Genomic DNA, 19565 nt, shown 5'->3' with positions numbered 1-19565 from the left:
AGAGCGGCGTGGGGGCCATCCGGATAAAACCTGAGTACGAGAGTGCGACGGGTGCTGCCGACGGGCCAGCTCTGGGGACCACGTCGATTCGAGACATTCGACGACCCGGAGGGGAAGCACATGACTGTGCCTGGTGAGGAGCAGGGTCCGCAGGATCCGCCGCAGCACGACGGAGGCGCAGGGCAGTCGCCGCAGTATCCACCGTCGACTCCGCCGGAACAGGCTCCGCAGAATGCGTCGGCGCCGTATGAGTCACCCGCCCCTTATGGATCGCCCGTACCCTATGGGTCACCCGCACCCTACGGCTCGTCGGCACCCTATGGGTCTCCGGCTCCGCAACAGGCCTCGCCCGCCCCTTATGGATCGCCGGCACCCTACGGATCGTCGGCTCCGCAACAGGCTTCGCCGGCGCCCTACGGCTCGTCGGCCTGGGCGGGGTCGCCCGCCCCGCAGGGCGCCGCCGGCCCCACCTCCGCCGAGCACACCGCCCCCGCCGCGCCAGCCCCCGGCATGACGCCCGAGGAGATCACCCGGAAGCTCGGCGAGGTCGGCCTGGTCAATCCGCTGCAGTCCCTGGCCGTGGGCGCCATCGCATACGCCGGGGCGTTCCTGATGGCAATCGTCGCCGTGGTGCTGTCGGTGGTCGCCATCGTCGTCACCGGCCTGGGCAACCCGGTGGATTCGGCGCTGGAGTCCGTGGACATGGACCAGGCCGAGGCGGGGAGCGGCGTCGCCTCCCTGCTGCGCCTGCCCTTCCAGCTCGTCGCCATGGCGACCTTCGGGTCCTTCGACGTCGACGGCACCATCGAGGGCGTGAGCTTCGGAGCGGGTCTCCGCATCCTCCCGTTCGGGATCACCCTGGTCATGGTGCTGCTGGCCTTCTACGGCGGGCGCTTCGTGCAGAAGCGCCAGCGGGCCGGTCTCCTCGGCATCTGGACCACGTCGGTCCTCACCGGCTTCGGGGTGGCGCTGTTCACCGCGCTCTCCGCCTTCATCCTCGCCGAGCGCGTCCCGGCCGAGGCGGGTGCCTCGATCAGTCTGCACGCAGCCGGATTCGACACCTTCTTCGGCGCCTTCGCCCTGATCACCCTGTCGCTCGCCCTCGGTCGGCTCACCGTGCGCGCGCGCCGGAGCTGGTGGCCGCTGGTCGCGGACCTCCCGGCCGCCTTCAAGCTCGCCGTCTCCCACGCCCTGATCGTCACCGTGCTCGGCCTGTGCGGGGTGACCATCGTCAGCACCATCCAGGCACTGATCGACGGCGAGACGCCTCCGATGATCTACGTGCTCCTGCTGCTGCCGCTGATCGGTGGCCATGTCCTGTCGTTCGTCACGGGTCTGGACATGCTGTCCGCGGCCACCGCGAACATCGACGGTGCGGGCGCGTTGAGCTACCTCATGGACGGGATGAACGGGACGGAACGGGCGACGATGTTCTCCCTGCCCTGGTACACCTGGCTCGGCGGGCTGCTCCTCGGCGGCCTCGCGCTGCTGCTCGCCTCCCTGCTCTGGCAGCATCAGCGCCGGATCGTCCCGCATCACGTCGTCTCGCTCGGAGTCTCGTGGATCGCGCTGCCCGCCGCGTACTTCCTCGGCGGTCTCGTGCTGCTGGTGCTCTCGCAGGCGTCCGTCGCGGCCCGGCTCTCCGGTGGGGGCTTCTTCTTCGGCGACATGCGGATCGGGGCCTCCGTGGGCCTGGCCGCGTGGACGCCGCTCCTGGCGATGATGGCCGGCGTGATCGTCGAGCTGCTGAGCCGCTTCGTCGCCCCGTTCCTCACCCCGTTCCTGCCGTCCGCGGCACTGTCCTGGTTCCGCAGGCCGCTGGCTCCCGCCGCCGCGGGCGTGACCTCGGGTGCCGTCGGCGCGGCGGGCGCCTCTTCGGCAGCCGGTCCGGCCGGCTCCGGGCCTCTCACGTACTCCGCACCTCTCGCAGGGGCCGCACCCGACGGCGGTTTCTCTCTCGCGCCCTCGGCGCAGGGGATCCCGACGGATATCAACGCCGACGGCGTCGTCGAGGCCGGAACCGTCTCCGCCCAGCATGCCGGGCAGGCTCAGGCGCACGAGGCCGTGCCGACGTCGGCCGACGGAACCGCTGCCGCCGGGCGCTATGCCACGGTGCCGATCGGAGCCACCGCCGGGGCACTTTCCTTCGCGGGTGCTGCGGGTGCTGCGGGTGCTGCGGGTGCTGCTGGTGCCGCTGGTGCCGGTGGTGCCGGTGGCGCTGCAGGGGCCGACGGTTCGACCGCCGAGCCCGGCGCCGCCGGGAACTCCACCGGGAAGATCACCGCGGCCGCCGCGTCGCTGTCCCCGAGGACTCGGAAGCTGGTCCTCGCCGGGGCGGTCGTCGTCGGCGCCGGGATCGTGCTGGTCATCGGCCTGATCGTCACCTTCGTGGTCCTCTCGAACACCGTGTTCTCCCCGGAGAAGCGCGTGGAGGCCTACCTCGGCGCCGTCCAGGCGGGCGACGCCGAGCAGGCGCTCGAGATCGCTGCGCCGAACGTGCCCACCGCGCAGCAGGCGCTGCTCACCAACGACATCGCGGGCGCTGCGGAGAACCGCATCAGCGACTTCGAGATCGTCGGCTCCGAGGAGAGCGGCTCGAAGAGCGCGACCGTCACCGCGAAGGTCACCCAGGACGGCGTGACCACCACGCGCACCTACCGGGTCGACCGCAGCGGACGCACCGCGGTGGTGTTCCCGGACTGGACCATGGCCGAGACCGAGTACGCCACGCTCGCCTTGGTGATCCCGGACGGGGCGGCCACCCTCCTGGTCAACGGCCAGGAGGTCGCGGTCTCCGATCTCGACACCTCCGAGGGCTACTACGCACCGGCGGCCGTGCTGCCCGGGCAGTACACGGTGACGCTGCCGGAGTCCTCCGAGCTCGTCGCCGCCGTCGAGAGCGTCGCCTACGTCTCGGCCGATCCGGACGACTGGTACGAGCTGTACGCCGCCCCGGGCTACAGCCTCTCCGAGTCCGGCATGGAGGAGGTCCAGACCCAGGTCGACGCGCTGCTCGACGAGTGCGCGACGAGCACCGAGGAGAGCCCCGACGGCTGCCCCTTCCGCGCCTACGCCTACGGCGTCGTGGAGGACAGCGGCTCCTGGACGATCGACTCCTATCCCACGGTGGAGGTCGAGGAGAGCGACGAGGGCTGGTACTTCGGCTCGTCCTCGTCCGCCGGCGCGGCCACGTACTCCTACCAGAAGGAGGGCTGGGGGTCCGACGACGAGCCCACCGACGAGACCGACGAATCCTCGTTCTCGGTCTCGGGCACCGTGACCGTCGGCGAGGACGGCACAGTGGCCGTGGAGTTCGACGACGGCTGGTGGTGACCCGGCCTGACCGGGCCCGAGCGGCCATGTCCCCGCCGGGTCGCTCGGACCCGGCGGGGCTGCCGAGCGGGTCTGCTCAGACCGGCACGACGAGCGGGCGGCCGGTGACCGGGTGCGCGAGGACGGCGACCTTCTGCCGGTAGACGTCCTCGATCCGCTCCGGGGTCAGCACCGACTCGGGCGCGCCGAGCGCGGCGAGCCGTCCTGCCGAGAACATCGCCACCCGGTCGCAGAAGCGGGCCGCGAGCGACAGGTCGTGCAGCACCACCAGCACGCAGCGCCCCTCGTCGGCCAGCTCGCGGGCCCGCTGCATGAGCAGCTCCTGGTGCCGCAGGTCCAGCGGCGCCGTCGGCTCGTCGAGCAGCACGATGGCGGCGCTCTGGGTGAGGGTGCGGGCGAAGACCGTGCGGGCCAGCTCGCCGCCGGACAGCGTGGTCACGTCGCGCTCGGCGAGGTCCGCGATCTCCGCATCGACCAGGGCCGCGGCGACGATCTCGTCGTCCTCGTCGGAGGCGTCGTGCGGAGCGCGGCCCATCTCCACCAGTTCGCGCACGGTGAAGGAGAAGGCCTGGCCGTGCTGCTGGGTCATCACCGAGCGCTCGCGGGCCAGGGCCTTCGCCGTCCACCGATGCGGTGCGATGCCGGCCAGGGTGACCTCTCCCGTGGTGGGCACGAGGTCCCCGGCCAGCAGCGCCAGCATGGTGGACTTCCCGGCCCCGTTCGGACCGACCATCGCCACCAGTTCTCCGGGGGAGGCGGTGAAGGAGACGTCCTCGAGCAGTCGGGCGCCGTCGATCGTGAACCCTGCGCCGTGCGCCTCGAGGCAGGGGGTGGGCGAGGGCCGGGGATCCGACGGCGGACCGTCCTGGGGCGCGGGGCCGTGCTGACGCGCGCTCACAGCTGCACCGCCCGGGACCGCATCACCAGGGCGAGGAAGAACGGCGCGCCCATGAGCGCCGTGAAGAGGCCGATGGGCACCTCCGCCGGGGGAGCGACCACCCGCGAGAGGGTGTCGGCCACGACGATCAGCAGCGCCCCGAGCACTGCGGAGACGGGCAGCAGGGCGCGATGGCCCGGCCCGCACAGCAGGCGCACGATGTGCGGGACCACGAGGCCGATGAACCCGATCGTGCCGGTGAAGGCGACGGTCGCGCCGGTGAGCAGCGCGGTGATCACGATGACCAGGCGCCGGGTGGAGTTGACGTCCAGTCCCAGGTGCTTGGCCTGGCGCTCGCCGAGGGTCAGCAGGTCCAGCCGCCGTGCGAGGCTCATCAGCAGTCCCAGCCCGAGCAGAACCGGGAGGGTCACGATCGCCAGGCGCAGCCAGCTGATCGAGCCCAGCGAGCCCATCTGCCAGAACACGACGGACTCGAGCTCGTCGTCGTCGGCCGCGAAGGTGAAGAACCCGGTCGCGGCGCTGAACGCGGCGCCGACGGCGATGCCGACCAGCAGCAGGCGCGCGGTGCCGGTCCCCGCCGACGGGCGGGCGAGCGCGTAGATCAGGGCGGTGGCGAGCAGGCCGCCGACGAAGGCGGAGGCCGGCACCACCCACGCCACCAGGGCACCGGTGATCGGGGGCAGCATCACGATCGCTCCCACGGCACCGGTCGAGGCGCCGGCGCTCACGCCGATGATGCCGGGATCGGCCAGCGGGTTCCGGAACAGGCTCTGCAGGGCCGCACCGGAGACGGCGAGGGCGGCGCCGGTGAGCGCGCCGAACAGGACCCGCGGCATCCGCAGGTCCATCACCACGGTCGTCTCGAGCGGCCCGGCGCCGGGGCCGAGGCCGAGGATCTCGTGACCGGCGACCGCGAGCACGGTGCGCGGGGTCAGCTCGATCGGTCCGGAGCCGATGGCCACCACGATCGCGATCGCCAGCACGACGGCCACCACCGGCAGCGCCGCGCCCAGCGGGACGCGGCGTGTGCGCTCGGTGAGCGCTCGCTTCACGCCGCGAGGTCCGCCAGTGCGGCCGCGAGCGCCACGGCGCCCGCGCCGACCGCGGAGCCGGAGACCTTGATCTGCTCGCTGGGCATGAGCACGAAGCTGTTCGCCTGGCCGGCCGGGGTCTGCGCGAGGGTCGGGAAGGCCTCCAGGAACCCCTCGAAGCCGCCCCACTCCTCGAGGTCGCCGGTGCCGGTGATGATGACGTCCGGGGCGAGGTCCAGCAGGCCCTCGTCGCTGAACTCGACGGAGTAGCCGCGCAGCCCTGCCTCGACCCCGCAGTTCACGGCGCCCACGGCCTCGAGGATGTCCGCGGCGGCGGTGCCGGTTCCCACCACGGCGTTCGCGCCGCCCGCACCGGAGGAGGTCACCACCAGCACCCGCAGCGCCTTGGCGCCGTCACCGGCGGAGTCGGAGGCCTCGGCCAGCTGCGCCTCGACCGCGGCGGCCAGCTCCTCGCCGGCCTCGGGGTCCCCGATGAGCTCGCCGATGCTGCGGATCTTGTCCACCACCGCCTGCTGGTCGTCGACCACTGCGGCGGAGAGCCCCGCCGAGCGGAACTGTTCGGCGACGTCCCCGTGACGCTTGACGTTGTTGCCGATGAAGCAGGTGCCGTCCACCGAGAGCAGGCCCTCGGTGCCGGTCTGCTGGGAGAACTCGTACTGCTCGGGAGCGTCCAGAGCGGCCTGGGCCACGGAGTTGGTGGGGGCGGCGTAGATCAGGTCGGCGAGGCCCAGGGCGGCCATCATGTCGGCCACGTCCTCGCCGCCGACGATGGTGCGGGAGAGATCCTCGATGGTGACCTCGGTGCCGGTTCCGTCGGTCACGGTGACCGGGAGCGACGGGGAGGCGTCGGCGGTGGGGACGTCGGTGCCCTCCACCCAGGTCCAGCCGTCGGGCAGGTCCGCGGGAGCGCCCGGCGCGGCCGCGCCGCCGCCCGCATCGGAGGCGCCGGAGCTCTGCTCGCTCGCGGAGGAGCTGCATGCCGCGAGGGAGGCGAGGGCGGCCAGGGCCGGGACGGTGGTGACGAGGCGACGACGGGAGAGGTGCACGGGGGTCCTTGTGCTCGGGCATGCCGGAGACCGATGAGGCGACGGCACGCGAAGGCTGATGCAGGGGAGACCTTGGAGGTTAGGCAAGGCTGGCCTCACTGTAAACGTGTCACCGTGATGAGAGTCGCGCACCACCGTCGAGCATGGCGCACGTCACCCTCCCAGGCGCATCCAGGCGTCACCGCGCACGCGCAGCCCCAGGGTCACCGCGCGGGCGATGAGGAAGATCAGCGTGCACGCCACCCACAGTGCGGCCAGCGCCCACGGCCCCTGCCAGCCGGAGACGTACACGAGCGCCGCGAAAGGCAGGGTGACCGCGGCATTGAGCACGCCCACCCTGGCGAGGTACGGGGCGTCGCCGGCGCCCATCAGCACCCCGTCCAGCACGAACACGTATCCGGCCACCGGCTGGGCGACCATGAGCACCCACAGCGCCGCACGCAGGTTCTCCTGCACGGCGACGTCCGGGGTGAACAGGCCCGGGATCACGTAGCTGGCGGCGAGCAGCAGGACGCCGGTGACCACGCCGCCGCCCACGCCCCACAGCATCAGCCGACGGGTCACGGCGCGCACGGCGACGGCGTCGGCCGCACCCAGGAACCGCCCGGTGAGCGCCTGCCCGGCGATCGCGAGGGCGTCCAGCGCGAGGGAGAGCAGGGTGAAGACGGTCAGCGCGATCTGATGCGCGCCCAGCTGCACGTCCCCGAGCCGGGTGGCCACGAGCGTGCCGGCCAGCAGCACCACCCGCAGGGAGATCGTGCGCACGAACATCGGCACCGACTCGCGGCCCGCGGAGGCCACCTGCCCCAGGTGCGGGCGCAACGGCACATCGTGGTGGCGGGCCGCCCGCGCCACCAGCACGAGCAGCACGATCGCCATGCCCCACTGGGCGATGACCGTGCCGATCGCGCTGCCGGCGATCCCCAGGTCCAGTCCGAAGATCAGCAGCCAGTTCAACGGGATGTTCACCACCGCGCCGGAGACCGCGACCACGAGCGGCAGCCGTGCGTTCTGCAGGCCGCGCAGCAGCCCGGTCGCGGACTGCACGGTGAGCATGGCCGGCACGCCCAGCGCGCTGAGCCGCAGGTAGGTGACGGCTTCGGAGAGGACCTCGGCCGACGGGCCGAACAGGGACAGGATCCAGGCCCCGCCCAGCAGCAGCACCAGCACGGCGCCCGCGCCGATCATCAGCGCCAGCCAGCAGGCGTCGACCCCGCGGGCGATCGCCTCGCGGCGCCGGCCCGCCCCGAACGCCCGAGCGACCGAGGCCGTCGTGGAATAGGCGAGGAACACCGACAGCCCGATGACGGTGGTGAGGATCGCGGAGGCCAGGCCCAGCCCGGCCAGCGAGACGGTGCTCACGCGGGCGATGAAGGCGGAGTCCGCCATGAGGAAGAGCGGTTCGGCGATCAGGGCGCCGAGGCTCGGGACCGCCAGGCTGAGGATGTCGCGGTCCACTGCCCGGCGCGCGGCAGCGGGGGAGACGGGCGGTGGAGCGGAGGCGGAGACGGGCACGGACCCATTGTCGGCCCCGTCGGCGCACACGTGTCGACCGGGAGCCTCGTGCCGGGCTCGTCCGTGGTGGCGGGCGCCACTGCGCACAGCGTGCAACGAGCCGTCCGCCGGTGGGCTCCCCGCCAGAGAGCACCTGGCTGTCGGGTATTTCCCAGGCCGGGGGACGAATCTCCTACGGAGGTCGTATATCTCGATACGGGCTCGTATGGAACAGTGCGTCGGAGGGCTCGGTGCCGTGCCCTCGGACGCGGGATGTCGCCGTGTCGACCCCGCCCGCAGCATCTCCCGAGGAGCAGGATGAACCGCCTTGCCCGTCTGAGCCTGAACAACAGGTCCTTCATCGCCCTGGTGTGCATCGCCGTGTCGATCATCGGCGCCTTCGCGATGACGACGATGCGCCAGGAGCTCATCCCCTCGGTCTCGCTGCCGCAGGTGCAGGTGATGACCAGCTCGCCCGGTTCCTCCTCGGAGCAGGTCCAGGAGCGGATCAGCCGTCCCGTCGAGCAGGCCGTCAGCGGGCTCGAGAACGTCGAGAGCACCTCCTCGACCTCGCAGGCCGGCGTCTCCATCGTCACGGTCGAGCTCACCTACGGCACCGACACGGCACGCTCCTCGAACCAGATCGAAGCGGCCCTCAGCGGCATCTCCGACGACCTCCCCGAGGACGCGGACCCCGACGTCATGGCCGGCGGCACGAGCGACCTCCCGGCCGTCGTGCTCTCGGTCTCCTCCGACCTGGAGCCCTCCGAGCTCGGCGCCCGCCTGGACTCCGTGGTCACGCCCGACCTCGAGCGCGTGGACGGCGTCTCGTCCGTCGCCGTGATCGGCGCCCCCGAGGAGATCGTGCAGATCACCCCGGACGAGGCGAAGCTCGCCGAGAACGGCCTGACCGAGGACGACATCTCCACCGCGCTGGACGCCAACGGGCTCTCCCTGCCCGGCGGCTCCGTGACCGACGGCGACCGCACCATGGACGTCGTGCTCGGCCAGTCCATCGACAGCCTCGAGAGCCTCGAGGGCATCATGCTGATGCCCCAGGAGGGTGATGCGGCCGACGGGCAGCAGGCGGGCCAGCAGCCCTCCCCGGTCGCCCTCTCCGACGTCGCGACCGTCGAGCGCACCACCGAGGACCCCACCTCGATCTCCCGCACCGACGGCCGCGAATCGCTCGTGGTCATGGTGACCGCCACCGCCGACGGCAACGTCGTGGACATCTCCGACGGCGTCGACGACGTCCTGGCGGACACCCTCCCCGGCGTCGGCGGGAACGCCGAGAGCGCGATCGTCTTCGACCAGGCGCCCTTCATCCAGGAGTCGATCCTCGCGCTCGCCGAGGAGGGCCTGCTGGGCCTGGTCTTCGCCGTCGGCGTGATCCTGCTGTTCCTGCGCCGCGTGCGGCCCACGGTCGTCACCGCGATCTCGATCCCGACCTCGCTGCTGATCGCCTTCATCGGCATGCTGGTCACCGGGTACACGCTGAACATGCTGACCCTCGCGGCGCTGACGATCTCCATCGGCCGCGTGGTCGACGACTCGATCGTGGTGATCGAGAACATCATGCGCCACCTCGCCTACGGCAAGACCCGCATGCGCGCCATCCTCGACGCCGTCGGCGAGGTGGCCGGAGCGATCACCGCCTCGACCCTCGCGACCGTGGTGGTGTTCCTGCCGATCGCGATCGTCTCCGGCATGGCCGGCGAGCTGTTCCGACCGTTCGCCCTGACCGTCGGCATCGCGATGCTCAGCTCGCTGCTGGTCGCGCTGACGATCGTGCCCGTGCTCGCCTACTGGTTCCTGCGCGCCCCGAAGAGCCAGGGGGTCGTGGACCCCGACGACGCCGAGCAGGTCGCCCGGATCCGTGCGGAGGCCGAGGCGACGGAGGAGCGCTCCTGGCTGCACCGCCTCTACGCGCCGCTGCTGCACCTGGTCACCGATTCGCTGCCGCGCCGCCTGATCACCGTCGGCGCCGCGATCCTCGTCCTGGTGGGCACCGCCTTCCTGTACCCGCTGGTGAACGTCAACTTCCTCGGCGACACCGGGCAGAACATCGCCTCGCTCACCCAATCGCTGCCGGCCGGCACCAGCCTCCAGCAGTCCGCCGACAAGGCGGAGGAGAGCGAGAAGGCCCTCATGGATCTCGAGGGCGTCGAGACCGTGCAGACCACCATCGGCGGCGGCCAGTTCGGCATGGGCGGAGGCGGAGCCTCGAACGAGGTCAGCTTCTCGATCACCACCGACCCCGACGTCGACCAGACCGCCCTCCAGGACGACATGGTCGCCGCGCTCGAGGAGATCCCGGACGCCGGCACCATCGAGGCGGCCGACGTCGCCTCGCCGACGGGCTCCAGCTCGATCGACATCCTCATCACCGGCCCCACCGCCGAGGACCGCCAGGCGGCGAACGACGCGATCCTCGCGGAGCTCGACCCGGTGCCGGACGGCGCCACCGAGGTCACCAGCGACCTGCAGGCCGATCAGCCCACCGCGGTCGTCACCGTCGACCGCGAGAAGGCGGCCGCGCTCGGGCTCACCGAGGAGGCCGTGATCGGCATGGTCGCCGGGCAGATGTACCCCGGCGCGATCGGCACGGTCACCCTGGGTGACTCCGAGCTCGACATCTACGTCGAGAAGGGCGAGGGCATCGATACCTTCGACCAGCTCAAGGGCATCGAGCTCGCCGGCGGCATCCCGCTGACCGACGTCGCCTCCATTGACGAGGTGGCCTCGCGCCCCTCGATCGCTACCCAGGACGGCCTGGAGACGGTCACCGTCTCCATCGCGCCGGACGGCGACGACCTGGGCCCCGCGACCGAGGCCGCGAACGCCGCGATCGAGGACGCGGACCTGCCCGAGGGCGTCGAGGCGACCGTGGGCGGCACCGCCGCGGACATCGACGAGACCTTCGGCCAGCTCGGCATCGCGATGCTCGCCGCGATCCTGCTGGTGTACGTGCTGCTGGTGTGGATCTTCAAGTCCCTCGTCCAGCCGCTGATCCTGCTGGTGTCGATCCCGTTCGCGGCGACCGGCGCGCTGGGCCTGCTGATCATCACGGGCGTGCCGCTGGGCCTGCCCTCGATGATCGGTCTGCTCATGCTGGTGGGCATCGTGGTCACCAACGCGATCGTGCTGATCGACCTGGTCAACCAGTACCGACGCCACGGGATGGGCCTGGACGAGGCCATCCATGCGGGCGCCGCCAAGCGTCTGCGGCCGATCCTCATGACCGCCGCCGCGACGATCTTCGCGCTGCTCCCGATGGCCCTGGGCATCACCGGCAACGGCGGGTTCATCGCCCAGCCGCTGGCCGTCGTGGTCATCGGTGGCCTGATCTCCTCGACGCTGCTGACCCTGCTCATCGTGCCGGTGCTCTACCGCATCGCCGAGGGTCCGGGGGAGCGGCGCCGGCTGCGCCACGAGGCCCGTGATGCCGAGCTGCGCGACGCCCGGGAGAAGGCCGCCGCGCAGAAGCGTGAGGCGAGCCGCGCCGAGCAGGAGCGCCAGCAGCGAGCTGCGGAGGAGCAGAGCCGTCGCGCTGCGACCCCGGCCGGCACGTCGCTGACCCGCTCGTCGTCGGCGTCGTCGCCGTCGACCACCTCGCGGCCGGCCCCCGGTGCGGGTGAGCAGGCAGGGCGTGGCCGCGGCGGATCCCTCAAGGAGCGCGGAGGCATCGTCGGCATCATCCGCCGACGGTTCGGTCGGGGCTGACCCTCCCCGTCCCCGCCTGCACGTCTTGACGACCACGTCCTCACCCGAGGGCGTGGCCGTCCGCGTCGGGGACAGACGCCATGGCGCGCTGCACGCCCCACGATCCGTCACCCGCCGTTCACCCACACCTCGTATGGTTCATCGATGCCCCTGCTCAGAACCCGTGACGGTGTGACCAGCGCCGCGACGCGCAGCTGGACCGTGCGCACGCGCGTGCTGACCACGATGCTCGCCTTCATGGTCGGCGGCCTCGCCCTCACCGGCGTGCTCACCTATGCCGCGCAGTTCCGACTGCTGGACGAGCGGGTCGAGGCGGAGCTAGACCAGGAGTACCGCGAGCTGGACCTGATCGCGCAGGAGGTGGGCGACGACGGCCGCCGGATGCACACCACGGTCGATGCCGTGCTGAAGGCGGCCACCGGTTCCGCGGCGCCCTCGGACAACGAATCCGTCGTGGCGCTCGTGGACGGCGCCCCCGCCCACAAACCGGTCACCCAGGACTTCGAGCTGGTCCCGGACGATTCCGCGACCTCCCGTCAGGTGCTCTCGCAGATCACCGCCGCCCACGAGCCCGGGCGCACGGTGACCACCACGATGACCGTGGATGATCGGGAGCTGCGAGTGCTCGTCGCCTCCGTGTCCGTCGCCGGCGACGACACCGAGGGCATCTTCGTGGTCGCGAACGACATCGGCGTGCAGAAGGCCGACCTGTGGCAGTCCGTCCTCACCTTCGCGGCGCTCTCGGTCGTCACGCTCCTCGTCGCCGGCTGGGTGGGCTACGTGGTCACCGGGCGACTGCTCAGGCCGCTGGGCTCCCTGCGCTCGGCGACCGAGCAGATCACGGTCGACGACCTCGAGCACCGCATCGTCGTCCCCGACGGGAGGGACGACATCGCCGCGCTCGCACGGAACTTCAACCGTATGCTGGAGCGCATCCAGGCCGGTTTTGCCGAGCAGCGCCGATTCATGAGCGACGTCGGCCATGAGCTGCGCACCCCGCTGACGATCGTGCGCGGCACCTTGGAGACCACCGACGTCGAGGACCCGGCCGACGTGCGCGAGGCGCACCACATCGCGATGGATGAGCTGGACCGCATGGGCCGCGTCGTCGAGGACCTCTCCGAGCTGGCGGCCTCCAAGCGGCCGGACTACGTGAAGCTCCGCCCGGTGGACCTGGCGGAGTTCACCCGCTCCGCCTTCGCGCGCATCGCGCACATCGCCGAGCGGGACTGGGTGCTGACGCGCACGGTCGACGTGGTCGCCGACGCCGACGAGCAGCGTCTGACGCAGGCCGTCGTGCAGCTGGCCGCCAACGCGGTGCGCTACAGCGGCGAGGGCAGCCGGGTGCTGTTCGGCGTGGACCAGGTGCTGGGTCCGGACGGCCCCGAGATCCATGTGAGCATGCAGGACGAGGGGGTCGGCATCGCCCCGGACGACCAGCTGCGCATCTTCGAGCGCTTCACCCGTGTGGAGGGGGCGCGCGGATCGGGCTCCGGCCTGGGCCTGCCGATCGTGCTGGCGATCGCCGAGGGGCACGGGGGCGTGGTGCGGCTGCTGTCCCGGCCCGGGCGCGGCTCGACCTTCACCCTCGTGATCCCGCAGGTCGCGGCATCCCACCTGCCGGGACCTGCCACGGACGACGACCCCGCGGACGGCGGACATCCCGTCGGCCGCACCATTTCGACGACGACGAAGGGGAGCAGCACATGAGGATCCTGATCGCCGAGGACGAGGCGCGGATCGCGCGGTTCGTCGAGCGGGGCCTGAAGGCCAACGGCTACGCCTCGACCGTGGTCGAGGACGGCATCAGCGCGCTCGATCTCGCCTCCAGCGGTGACTTCGACCTGCTGATCCTCGACGTGGGGCTGCCTCGCATGGACGGCTTCCAGGTGCTCAAGGCGCTGCGCGCGATGGACGTGCAGATCCCGATCCTCATGGTCACCGCGCGCACGGGCGTCGACGACACCGTGCAGGGGCTCGAGGGCGGCGCGAACGACTACATCGCCAAGCCGTTCCGCTTCGAGGAGCTGCTGGCCCGGGTGAAGCTGCGCGCCCGGGAGGCGACCAACGGGGCGGGCTCGGTGGATTCGGACGTGCGCGAGCTCGGCGACCTGCGTCTGGACCTGCGCACCCGCATCGCGACGTTCCGTACGGACGATGCGGGGGAGGGGGCCGGTTCGCCCGGCGCCGAGCGATCCGTGGAGCTGTCCTCCCGCGAGTTCACGATGGCGCGGGTGTTCCTCGAGAACCCGAACCAGGTGCTCACGCGCGACCTGCTGCTGTCGAAGGTGTGGGGCTACGACTACGACGGGGCGTCGAACGTGGTCGACGTGTACATCGGCTACCTGCGTGGCAAGATCGGCGCCCGACGCCTGGTCACGGTGCGCGGCGCCGGATACAAGATGGTCGATCCCTCTGCCGGGGCCGGGCCCCGTGCCTGATGAGAGACCTCTCATGACGACTTCACCGCCGTCTCACCCCCACGGCGCAGGATGCCTGCCATGAGAACGCTCCGGACCGCAGGGATCATCCTGGCCGTCGCCCTCGCGGCGATCGGCCTCGCGGTGGTGCCCTCGCTCGAGGAGGCCCCGTCGGCCCGGCCCGGAATCGTCGTCGGGGCACAGCTCGGGGCGTCCGACGGGGGCGGCGACGTGGACGGCGACGGCGCCGTGCTGCCCGGCGACGTCCCGGAATCCCTCGACGCGTCCGGAGCGGTCACGCTCCCGCGGTCCGACGATGCCGACGGATCGGCCGGCGGCACGCACCCCGATGGGGATCCGGGCGCGATGGAGTACGAGCCGTCCCCGCAGCCGACCGCTGCTCCGGACCGCTCAGCGGGATCGTCCGGCGCCGACGAGTCGCGGGGCAGCTCGTCCTCCACCTCCGGCGCCGACGGATCCTCGTCCCGGACAGCTCCCGCGGCTCCGACGAAGCCCGCCGCCCCGACGAAGCCCGCCGCCCCGGCACCCCCCGCGGAGACCTGCGAGTGGGACGACGACGGCTGGGAGTGCGACGAGGACGAAGCGGATGAGGACGAAGCAGATGAGGACGAGGACGACGAGGACGACGACTGACGTTCTCGGCTGACGTTCCCGACTGACGTTCTCTGCGGGGCCCGCATCGCGCCAGGACCTGTGCTGCGTGCCAGGTCAGTGGCCAGTCACGGTGCCGTCGGCGCCGCCGGCGCCGCAGGTGCCGTCGGTGGAGTCGGCGTCATCGCGGCGAGCACGTCGAGCAGCGCGGCGGTGGTCGCCTCCGGGGCATCGAGCGTGACCACGTGGCCGGCCCCCGGGATCGCGTGCTCCTCCACGCCCTCGGCCCGCGCCCACCGCGGCATGGCGGTGGCGATGTTGCCCGTGGCGTCCTCCTCCCCGCGGATTAGCCCCAGGGGCACCGGGGTGCAATAGCCGGGATCCGGGTCGACGAGGGAGACCGTCGCACGCCAGACGTCGAGGAAGCGCCGCGTGGGCATCGCGGCGAACACCGCCTCGGTCGCGGCGATCGCCGCCGGCGTGACGGCGGAGGCTTTCGCCATCAGCCGGGGCAGCCGCGACGCCGGGATCAGGGCGAGGAGCGGCGCGGCCAGCGGCAGCACGACGCTCTCGAACCGGGTCAGTGGCCCCGCGTTCCACGTCGCGTCGAGCACCACCAGCCCCGCAGCCCGCGCCGGATGCTCGCGCACGAACGCCTGGGAGAGCCCGCCGCCCAGCGAATGCCCCACCAGTACGGGTGACCCGATGCGCAGCTCGTCCAGCAGCGCCTCGAGATCGGCGAGGGCGTCGGCCGCCGTGAACTGGACGGGACGGGCCAGCAGCGAGTCGCCGTGGCCGCGCAGGTCCCAGGTGATGACCCGGTACCCGGCACGGATCAGGGGCGGGACCTGCGGGTCGAAGGCATTGTGGTCCATCCCGGCGCCATGGCTGAGGACCACCGGCGGGCCGTCGCCTCCGGAATCGGCGTAGCGCAGGGCGGCGTCGGGGCGCAGGAGCGTGCCGGGGAGCGGGGCCATGGCACGACCCTAGGCGGGATCCGCGGCCGGGGCACTCCCTGCAGACTCACCTGCGGCCGGCTCACTCGCACCCGGCTCACCTGCACCCGGCTCACCCGCGGCCGGTTCACTCGTCGTCGGCGTCCTCGTAGACGTTCCCGCGGGAACGTCCTCCGCTGCCGATCGTCACACCGGCGCTGCCGTCGTCGGCCTCGGCGTCGACGGGCACCGGGAGCCGGTGCTCGCGCGCGCCCAGGCGGGCAGAGAGATCGTCGGATCCGACCATCACCACCGTGCCGCGGTACGCGGTCAGCACGCGCTCCAGCATGCGGCGGCCGGCGTCGTCCAGATCGCCCTCGAGGGAGTCGATGACCAGCAGCGGCGGCGAGCCGTAGACGGCGCGGGCCAGCGCCAGGCGGGCCCGGTCCGCACGGCCCAGCGGCTCGCCGCCGCGTCGCAGCCGGGTGCGGGCGCCGTCGGGCAGGTGGGACAGGTCCAGGCCCACGAGCTCCAGCACGTCGTGGTCGTCGCTCGCGTCGAGGTCGGGCCGACGGTAGTGCAGGGCACGTGCCACGGTGCTGCGCTCGAACACGGCCCCGGCGCTCGCCGCCCCCACCAGCACCCGACCGCGCTTGGTGGAGACCGCACGCAGGTTCTCCCCGCCGACCCACACCGAATCGGGCTCGGAGACATCCGGACCGGGCGAGAGCTCGAGGAGCCGCCGGACGAGCTCGTGCGGCACAGCGGGATCGTCGCTGACCAGGCGCACCGTCTCCCCGGGCCGGCCGCGCACCGGATCGCCCTGCTCGGTCAGGCCGGGCAGGTCGAGGTGCACGAGCACGGAGTCGTCCTGCATGGTGCCGCCCGGATTCGTGCCTTCGGGCGCGGTGCCCTCGGCCCCGAGGGCGGGCGCCTCGACGGCGGCGGAGGCGCGTCGTCGGGTGCGCGAGTGCGCGCGCCGGGCCTCGGCGGCGGCGAGGGCAGGGCCCAGCACCATGCGCGCGGAGCGGTAGGTCTGGCGGTACTCCACGATCCGGCCGATCTCCAGCACGGGGGTGGAGGCGATGCCGCCCACGGCCATCGCGGCCATGGTGACTCCGGGCGCGAGCCCCAGGTAGGTGCCTGTCGCAGCTACCAGCAGCGTGGTCAGGGTCGAGGCGACGATGCCGCCGGCGCGGATGGCGCCCACGGTCTCGGCGCGGTCCACCGCGATCTCGACGAGGTTCCCGGAGGCGTCGCGGATGTTCCGGAGCTCGCGCTTGGTGCCGCCGGAGGCGAGGATGCCGTCCGCCGCGGTGACGGTGTCGGCGATGCGGGAGGCGAGCCTGCCGCGGGTGCGGCGCATCTGCCGGGTCTTCACGAGTGCGGTGCGCGCCCAGAACAGCAGGCACAGGCCCAGGCCCAGCAGCGGCGCGGCCATCGCGAGGGCCAGCATCGGGTGCAGCACCGCGAGCGTGATCAGCGAGCCGCCGATCAGGGGCACCGCGACCACGAGCGGGGCGATGCCCTGGGAGACCCAGTTCCGCACCCCGGAGAGGTCATTGGTGGTGCGGGCCACGGTCACCCCGAGGGAGGTGGTGTGCCCGGGGGTGAGGGCATCGCCCAGCAGGGTCAGGCGCAGCTGATGGACGTAGTCCTGGCCCAGCTTCTCGGCGACCACCCGTTCGTGGATCTTGAGGGCGCCCACGGCGAAGGCGGTCAGCACCAGCAGCAGCAGCGCTCGCAGCAGCAGCGCCGAGGACCCGGTCGGCGCCCCCTGCAGCTGCACCAGGGCCCACGCGGAGACCGCGCCCAGGGCGGCCTGCCCGAGGCCGAGCAGGATCAGCACGCTGATCCAGCGCCGCCGCGCCCCCCGCAGCAGCGCGGGGAGCGGCGGCGCGTTCTTCAGCAGGCCGTTGGCGAGCTGGACCGGTTCGCGCTCACGCGGCATCGGTCTCGCGCCCTCCGATCAGGTCGGCGACCAGCTCGCGGGCGACGTCGGCGGTGCCGAGGTCGAAGGTCGGCACGACAGCCATGTCGACCGCGCGGCGGGCCTCGGCGGTCGCCAGCGGCGAGCTGGTCACGACGCCGGAGACGAAGGCCGGGGTGTGGCCGAGGGCGCCGAGCGCCGCCACGCCGCCGGCCGCCCCGAGGGCGTCCCCGGCGGCGAAGGCGACCTGGTCCACCACCCGGCGGAACTCGTCGTCGGCCAGCAGACGGGTGGTCTCGCCCTGGTAGACGCCGTCGGCGATCTCCAGCAGCACCACGTCGGGCTTCTCCGCCCCGCCCGCGAGCTCGTCGGCCATGGACAGGAACAGATCGCGGACCTCGTCGACGCCCACCTGGAAGGTCGAGGCGTACCCGAAGTCGGTGAAGTCCAGGACACGGTGCGCCCCGGCGTCGAGGAAGAGGTTGTAGTCGTTGCCGGCGCCGGTCCCGGTGGTCTTGCCCGCGGCGACGCGCAGGCCGGCGGCGGCCAGTCCGTGCGCGAGCTCGGCCAGCACGGTCGACTTGCCGGAGTTCATGGAGGTGCCGAGCACGGCGATGACGGGCACGTCGTGCGCGGGACGGTGGCGGCGCTCGGTGATGCGGGGCACCGGATGGTGCGCCGCGGCGCGGGCCAGGGTGACCGGTCCGTGCTCGTCGCGCAGCACGCCGATCGGCTCGATCTGTGTGGCGGAGCCGACGCCGGCGTGCTGCTCGATGACACGGGAGGCGAGGCCGCCGGCCGCCGCGAGGTGCAGCGGGCCGAGATCTTCGGGGACCAGCGCGAGGAACTGGTCGGCGGCATACCGGCTGCCGTAGGCGACCACGATCTCGTCGCCGGGGAACAGGATCTGGCGGCGGGAGACGGGGCTCTCCAGGCGCTTGTGATGACCGATCGACGTGACCCGGGCCAGCACGACCTCGCCGGCCTGCGGGGTGTGGCCCTCGGTGAGGAGGTCGATGCCCTGGGCGCGGCGCAGGAAGGCGCCGACGTTGCGGGTGGAGAAGGCGTGCTTGGCCCGCTCGATCCGGGTGCGGACGCTCTCGCTGGTGCTGGTGCTGGTGCTGGTGCTGGTGCTGGTGCTGGTGCTGGTGCTGGTGCGCGGTGCGGGGGCCGACGTGGTCTCGGTGGCGCTCTCGTGGTTCAGGATCGTCATCGTGGGGCTCCTCGGAAGTTCTCTGGCTGACGAGGACCAGTGAACGGGCGAGCGATGAGCCGTCGATGAGGCGACGATGAGAGGACTCTCAGCGAGCCCCTCGAGCAGAGTCTGTGCAGGTCAGGCGATGCCGAGGCGCGCGAAGGCGTTGCGGAAGATCGTGAGGTCGTCCAGCCCGGGCAGCTTCTGGACGCGCTTGTCGAGCTTGTCGAGCTCGCGCGGCTGGCCGCCGAAGAGGTGGCCCATCACGTGCTTGACCTCGGACTCCTCCATCATGCCGCTGCCCACGGGCTTCCAGGCGCGGGACATCACCAGGCGCACGATCTTCTGCGCGGTGGGGGAGGCCTCGAGGCGGTCGCGGCCCTGGGTGGTGTAGAAGGCGACGTGCCGGGTCTCCTGCTGCGCGATCCGCTTCAGCAGCGGGGACAGCGCCGGGTGGTCGGTGAGCGCGGAGAGCCGACGGTAGGCGGCCACGGCGGAGAGCTCGTTGGCCGCGCCCCACACCATGTGCACCGCGACGAAATCGGTGCCGGCGAGGTTGCTCATCACGGACTGCTTGAGCGGGCCCAGGGCGTTGCTCCAGCCCAGCTTGACCCGTTTGGCCTTGAGCTCGTCGTAGTCCACGACGATGCCGTGCCGGGCGAGCACCATCGAGAGGGCCTCGCCGTGCCAGAACTCCTCGCGGTTCCACATGGTCATGAAGCCTCCGGTGTCCTCCTCGCGGTGCGAGGGGGTGACCAGCATGTCCCGCAGGAAGCAGGAGGTGTGGAACTCGACGTCGCACATATAGCGCAGCGAGCGCAGGGTCTGCTCATCCAGCGGCTGGGACTCGAAGGTGTCGAAGTCGAGATCCTCGTACTTCACGGGGATCGAGGTCTCGGCGAAGTGGTCGAGATCGAAGGCCAT

13 protein-coding genes are annotated in these 19565 nt (G+C 72.2%); 5 read left to right on the top strand and 8 right to left on the bottom strand.

All coding sequences use genetic code 11. The annotated features are described in order from the left end of the window. Positions 1–510 precede the first annotated feature (510 nt). Positions 511–3333, top strand: a complete 2823-nt coding sequence (locus ABD093_RS09955) for a hypothetical protein (protein ID WP_343924174.1) — start codon at positions 511–513, stop codon at positions 3331–3333. 76 nt (positions 3334–3409) lie between these two features. Here the strand turns inward: ABD093_RS09955 and ABD093_RS09950 are convergent, their stop codons facing one another. The 4 genes from ABD093_RS09950 to ABD093_RS09935 all read right to left on the bottom strand — a co-directional run bounded on the left by ABD093_RS09950 (position 3410) and on the right by ABD093_RS09935 (position 7844). After that, positions 3410–4231, bottom strand: a complete 822-nt coding sequence (locus ABD093_RS09950) for a heme ABC transporter ATP-binding protein (RefSeq protein WP_114359048.1) — start codon at positions 4229–4231, stop codon at positions 3410–3412. Next, positions 4228–5283, bottom strand: coding sequence for a FecCD family ABC transporter permease (locus ABD093_RS09945; RefSeq protein ID WP_241964062.1), 1056 nt, complete (start codon positions 5281–5283; stop codon positions 4228–4230). The genes ABD093_RS09950 and ABD093_RS09945 overlap by 4 nt, the downstream gene beginning before the upstream one ends. Then, on the bottom strand, positions 5280–6329 hold the full coding sequence (locus ABD093_RS09940; protein ID WP_114359046.1) for an ABC transporter substrate-binding protein: 1050 nt from the start codon (positions 6327–6329) through the stop codon (positions 5280–5282). The genes ABD093_RS09945 and ABD093_RS09940 overlap by 4 nt, the downstream gene beginning before the upstream one ends. Positions 6330–6482: 153 nt before the next feature. Further along, positions 6483–7844: an MATE family efflux transporter gene (locus ABD093_RS09935; protein WP_377802354.1), complete on the bottom strand. Its 1362-nt coding sequence runs from the start codon at positions 7842–7844 to the stop codon at positions 6483–6485. A 297-nt stretch (positions 7845–8141) separates the two neighbouring features. Here ABD093_RS09935 and ABD093_RS09930 point away from each other — a divergent pair, with 297 nt between their 5' ends. The 4 genes from ABD093_RS09930 to ABD093_RS09915 all read left to right on the top strand — a co-directional run bounded on the left by ABD093_RS09930 (position 8142) and on the right by ABD093_RS09915 (position 14623). After that, positions 8142–11549, top strand: coding sequence for an efflux RND transporter permease subunit (locus ABD093_RS09930; RefSeq protein ID WP_343924172.1), 3408 nt, complete (start codon positions 8142–8144; stop codon positions 11547–11549). Between the two features lie 144 nt (positions 11550–11693). Next, on the top strand, positions 11694–13259 hold the full coding sequence (locus ABD093_RS09925; RefSeq protein ID WP_193115752.1) for a sensor histidine kinase: 1566 nt from the start codon (positions 11694–11696) through the stop codon (positions 13257–13259). Beyond that, positions 13256–13990 (top strand): response regulator transcription factor, encoded by a 735-nt coding sequence (locus ABD093_RS09920; protein WP_343924170.1) that lies wholly within the window; start codon positions 13256–13258, stop codon positions 13988–13990. Before ABD093_RS09925 ends, ABD093_RS09920 begins: the two co-directional genes overlap by 4 nt. A gap of 60 nt (positions 13991–14050) precedes the next feature. After that, positions 14051–14623: a hypothetical protein gene (locus tag ABD093_RS09915; RefSeq protein ID WP_343924168.1), complete on the top strand. Its 573-nt coding sequence runs from the start codon at positions 14051–14053 to the stop codon at positions 14621–14623. 86 nt (positions 14624–14709) lie between these two features. Here ABD093_RS09915 and ABD093_RS09910 read toward each other — a convergent pair whose 3' ends face one another. From ABD093_RS09910 to ABD093_RS09895, 4 genes are all read right to left on the bottom strand, one after another. Next, positions 14710–15558, bottom strand: coding sequence for an alpha/beta fold hydrolase (locus tag ABD093_RS09910; protein ID WP_343924166.1), 849 nt, complete (start codon positions 15556–15558; stop codon positions 14710–14712). A gap of 106 nt (positions 15559–15664) precedes the next feature. Next, complete coding sequence (locus ABD093_RS09905; RefSeq protein ID WP_343924164.1) at positions 15665–17467, bottom strand: ABC transporter transmembrane domain-containing protein; 1803 nt, start codon at positions 17465–17467, stop codon at positions 15665–15667. After that, positions 17457–18659, bottom strand: a complete 1203-nt coding sequence (locus ABD093_RS09900; RefSeq protein ID WP_343924162.1) for a P-loop NTPase family protein — start codon at positions 18657–18659, stop codon at positions 17457–17459. The genes ABD093_RS09905 and ABD093_RS09900 overlap by 11 nt, the downstream gene beginning before the upstream one ends. A 120-nt stretch (positions 18660–18779) precedes the next feature. Then, positions 18780–19565 carry a ferritin-like domain-containing protein gene (locus ABD093_RS09895; protein WP_343924161.1) on the bottom strand — a complete coding sequence of 262 codons (786 nt, stop codon included), beginning with the start codon at positions 19563–19565 and terminating at the stop codon, positions 18780–18782.

Origin of the sequence: Brachybacterium tyrofermentans, from assembly GCF_039526165.1 — a bacterium.
GTDB classification, from domain to species: Bacteria; Actinomycetota; Actinomycetes; order Actinomycetales; family Dermabacteraceae; genus Brachybacterium; species Brachybacterium tyrofermentans.
The sequence above is the reverse complement of the archived record's forward strand: the minus strand, read 5'-3'. Positions and strand labels throughout refer to the sequence as shown.